Annotated in this window: 3 protein-coding genes; all 3 read left to right on the top strand. The window is 70.2% G+C overall.

Going from position 1 to position 4102, the window contains the following annotated elements; translation table 11 throughout:
* Window positions 1-96: 96 nt before the first annotated feature.
* Genes xpsN through D183_RS0106765 form a run of 3 tightly spaced genes read left to right on the top strand, consistent with a single transcriptional unit; the run spans window position 97 to window position 4005 of the window.
* On the top strand, window positions 97-870 hold the full coding sequence (gene xpsN / locus D183_RS0106775; RefSeq protein ID WP_026144257.1) for a type II secretion system protein XpsN: 774 nt from the start codon (window positions 97-99) through the stop codon (window positions 868-870).
* A gap of 11 nt (window positions 871-881) precedes the next feature.
* The gene (gspD, locus tag D183_RS0106770; RefSeq protein WP_017908339.1) at window positions 882-3167 is read left to right on the top strand and encodes a type II secretion system secretin GspD; all 2286 of its coding nucleotides are present in this window, start codon (window positions 882-884) and stop codon (window positions 3165-3167) included.
* 4 nt (window positions 3168-3171) lie between these two features.
* On the top strand, window positions 3172-4005 hold the full coding sequence (locus D183_RS0106765; RefSeq protein ID WP_017908338.1) for a hypothetical protein: 834 nt from the start codon (window positions 3172-3174) through the stop codon (window positions 4003-4005).
* The last annotated feature ends 97 nt before the right edge of the window (window positions 4006-4102 follow it).

Here is a 4102-nt window from a genome sequence, read left to right as displayed (position 1 = left end):
CGCCGCCGGCCACCCCCAGCGCGGCCAACCCGCCAGGTGCGCCCGGCGCCGCGAATGCCGCGCCGGCGGACCTGCCGCAACAGGTGGAGGGCCGCCATGCGAATTGAAGCGATGGGCCTGCGTACCGTGTGGCTGGGCACGCTGGCGCTGTGGGGGCTGCTGATCTGGGCGTTGGGCCTGGGCGGGCTCGGCGAACGCGTGGCGCCGCTGCCCGACGATCCGTCGATGCTGCAGCGGCTGCCGGGCTTGCCCGCGGCCACCACGCAGCGCCTGGGCGATTTCTCGCAGTACGGCGAGATCGCCGCGCGCCCGGTGTTCGCCGAGGATCGCCGTCCGCATCCGTTCTTCCTCAGCGCCGACAACGGCCAGGCCGCCGCGCCCAACGTGCGCCTGACCGGCGTGCTGCTCACCGACCGCTTCAAGATGGCGACGCTGACCACCGAGCAGGGCGAATCGCTGCGCCTGAAGGAAGGCGGCGACGCCGTGCAGGGCTGGCGGCTGCTGTCGCTGTCGCCGCGCCAGGCCACGGTCAGCGGTTCCGGTGGCACCCAGACCCTGGAATTGAAGGTGTTCGACGGCAAAGGCGGGCAGCCGCCGACCGTGCTCGGCCAGGCCGGGCGTGCCGCGCAGGGGCAGATGCCGCCGCCGGCGTCCGCGCCCAATGGCCAGTCCAACGCCAACGCGCCGCGCCCGCCGAACCAGTCCACCCCCAACCCGGTGCCGAACCAGGCACCGACCCCGAGCGCCCCTCAGCCGTCGTCGCCGGCTCCGTCGTCGGAGCAGTTGCAGGCCATCCGCGAGCGGATCGAAGCGCGCCGTCGGCAATTGCAGCAACAGCGCCAGAACAACCCCTCAGGTCAGAACCCTTGAAGAGTGATCGCATGACGCCGCGTCTGTTTTCCCTGTTCCTCGCCATCGGCCTGGTGGCCGGCTGCGCCACCACGCCCTCGCCGGACATCCGTCGCGGCGCCGCGATCAACCCCCAGGTCGGCGCGGCCGGCAGCACCCAGAGCGACGGCCAGGGCGGCCCGGCCGATCCCAATGCCTTGCCCGAGCGCGCCACCCCGGTGATCCGCCGCGGCAGCGGCACCATGATCAATTCCGCGGCTGCCGCGGCGCCGGCGCCGTCGCTGGGCAACGCCAGCAGCGGCAGCGCCACCTTCAACTTCGAGGGCGAATCGCTGCAGGCGGTGGTCAAGGCCATCCTCGGCGACATGCTCGGGCAGAACTACGTGATCGCGCCGGGCGTGCAGGGCACGGTGACCCTGGCCACGCCCAAGCCGGTGTCGCCGGCGCAGGCGCTGAACCTGCTGGAGATGGTGCTGGGCTGGAACAACGCGCGCATGGTCTACAGCGGCGGCCGCTACAACATCGTCCCCGCCGACCAGGCCCTGGCCGGCACGGTGGCGCCGAGCACCGCCTCGCCGGCCAACGCGCGCGGCTTCGAGGTGCGCGTGGTGCCGCTGAAATACATCTCCGCCAGCGAGATGAAGAAGGTGCTGGAGCCCTACGCGCGGCCGAACGCCATCGTCGGCATCGACAGTTCGCGCAACGTCATCACCCTGGGCGGCACCCGCGCCGAGCTGGAGAACTACCTGCGCACCGTGCAGATCTTCGACGTCGACTGGCTGTCGGGCATGTCGGTGGGCGTGTTCCCGATCCAGTCGGGCAAGGCCGAGCAGGTGGCGGCCGACCTGGAGAAGGTGTTCGGCGAGAACAGCAAGACCCCCAGTGCCGGCATGTTCCGCTTCATGCCGCTGGAGAACGCCAACGCGGTGCTGGTGATTACCCCGCAGGCGCGCTACCTGGACCAGATCCAGGAATGGCTGGACCGCATCGACAGCGCCGGCGGCGGCGCGCGGCTGTTCTCCTACGAACTCAAGTACATCAAGGCCAAGGACCTGGCCGACCGCCTGGCCGAAGTGTTCGGCGCCGGCGGCGGCAACCGCGGCGACTCCAACGCCTCGCTGATGCCGGGCTCGCAGATGAGCCAGTTGAACGGCGGCGGCCTGGGCGGCTTCAACGGCAGCGACAGCAGCCTGGGCGGCGGCAGCCTGGGCAGTAGCGGCAGCAGCAGCGACAGCCTGGGCGGCAGCAGTTCCTCCGGCAGCAGTGGCGGCGGCCTGGGGAGTGGCAGCCTGCAACTGTCCCCGCGCACGTCCGGCAACGGCAGCGTGACCCTGGAAGTGCAGGGCGACAAGGTCGGTGTGTCGGCGGTGGAGGAAACCAACACCCTGCTGGTGCGCTCGACCCCGCAGGCCTGGCGCTCGATCCGCGACGTGGTCGAGAAGCTCGACGTGATGCCGATGCAGGTGCACATCGAGGCGCAGGTGGCGGAGGTCAACCTGACCGGCGACCTAAAATACGGCGTCAACTGGTACTTCGAGCAGGCGGTGAACGCGTCATCCACTGCCGACAACATCGGCTTCAGCGGCGGTGGCGCGAATCTGCCCAGCGCGGCCGGCCGCAAGATCTGGGGCGATATCGCCGGTGCCATCACCGGCAGCAGTGGCCTGGGCTGGACCTTCCTCGGCAAGAACGCCGCAGCGGTGATCACTGCGCTGGATCAGGTCACCAACGTCAAGCTGTTGCAGACGCCCTCGGTGTTCGTGCGCAACAACGCCGAGGCCACGCTCAATGTGGGCACGCGCATTCCGATCAACTCGGTCAGTGTCGACACCGGCCTGGGCGCCGGCACCACCTACTCCTCGGTGAACTACCTCGATACCGGCGTGATCCTGAAGGTGCGTCCGCGCGTGACCAAGGACGGCATGGTGTTCCTGGACATCGTGCAGGAAGTCAGCTCGCCCGGCGCGGCGCCGACCAATTGCGGTACCAGCGCCGGCACCAGCGTCGCCTGCAACGTGCCGATCAACACCCGTCGGGTCAAGACCGAGGCGGCCGTGCAGAGCGGCGACACCATCATGCTGGCCGGCTTGATCAACGACAGCACCACTGATGGCAGCAACGGTGTTCCCTACCTGAGCAAGCTGCCGGTGGTCGGTGCGCTGTTCGGGCAGAAAACCCAGAAGCAGGATCGCCAGGAAGTGATCGTGCTGATCACGCCCTCGATCGTGCGCAACCCGCAGGAAGCGCGCAATCTCACCGATGAGTACGGAGCGAAGTTCGAGGCCATGAAGCCGCTGCCGGCACGCGGCAAGAAGTAAGCGGGTGAGCCTGCCCATCGTGCTGCTGGCGGTCGGCGTCGACGACGTCGCGCTGGACGCCTGCCTGGGCGCGCTCGAAGCGAACACGCCGGCCGGCACCCGCGTGTGGCTGGCCGACGATGCGCAGGCCGGCCCGCGCGGCACCCGGGTGATCGAGGCCTGGCTGGCGCGCACGCGCCTGCAGGCCGACTACACGCGGCGGCCGCGCATGCTCGGCGAGGTGGCGCATGTAGACGAGATGCTGCGCGCCTGCGGCGATGCCGACGTGGCGGTGCTGGCGGCCGATGCGCAGCCCGGGCCGGGCTGGTTGCTGCAGTTGAGCGCCTGCCTGGCGCGCGACGCGGCCATCGCCAGCGCCACGCCGTGGAGCAATGCCGGCGAAGCCTGCGCGTGGCCGCGGCTGGGCGAGATCAATCCGCCGCCCGAGGATCCCGAGCGTCTGGCACGGGCCTGCGCGGCGCTGCCGCCGCTGCATCCGGAACTGCCGTCGGCGGTGTGCCATGCGGTGGTGCTGCGTGGGGTGGCGCGGCAGCGCGCCGGCGGGCTGGACGCCAGCAGCTACGGCTCCTGGTATGCGGCGCTGACCGACCTGTCGCTGCGCATGGCCGGGCTCGGCTGGCGCAACGTGCTGTGCGAGACCGCGCATGTCGCCAGCAGCGGCGAAGGCCGCGCCGCCGACGGCGACATGGACGCGCTGGCCACGCGCTGGCCGGCCTGGCACGCGCGCCTGGCCGGCTTCCTGATGCACGATCCGCTGCGCGCCTGCCGCGAAGAGTTGCAGCGCCTGTACGACACGCTGCCGCCGCCGGATCCGCAACGGGCGTTGTTCGATGCCTAGTGCGTCTGGTGTCGAGGTCGCTCCCATAATTCAGCCATGGTGACAACAAGTGCAAGGGCACAGCTTTCGCCTTGCGGCGAGTCACTTTTCTTTGCTT

Source organism: Xanthomonas sp. SHU 199, assembly GCF_000364665.1.
In the GTDB taxonomy this organism is placed as follows: Bacteria; Pseudomonadota; Gammaproteobacteria; order Xanthomonadales; family Xanthomonadaceae; genus Xanthomonas_A; species Xanthomonas_A sontii.
This window is presented reverse-complemented; position numbering and strand designations above follow the sequence as displayed.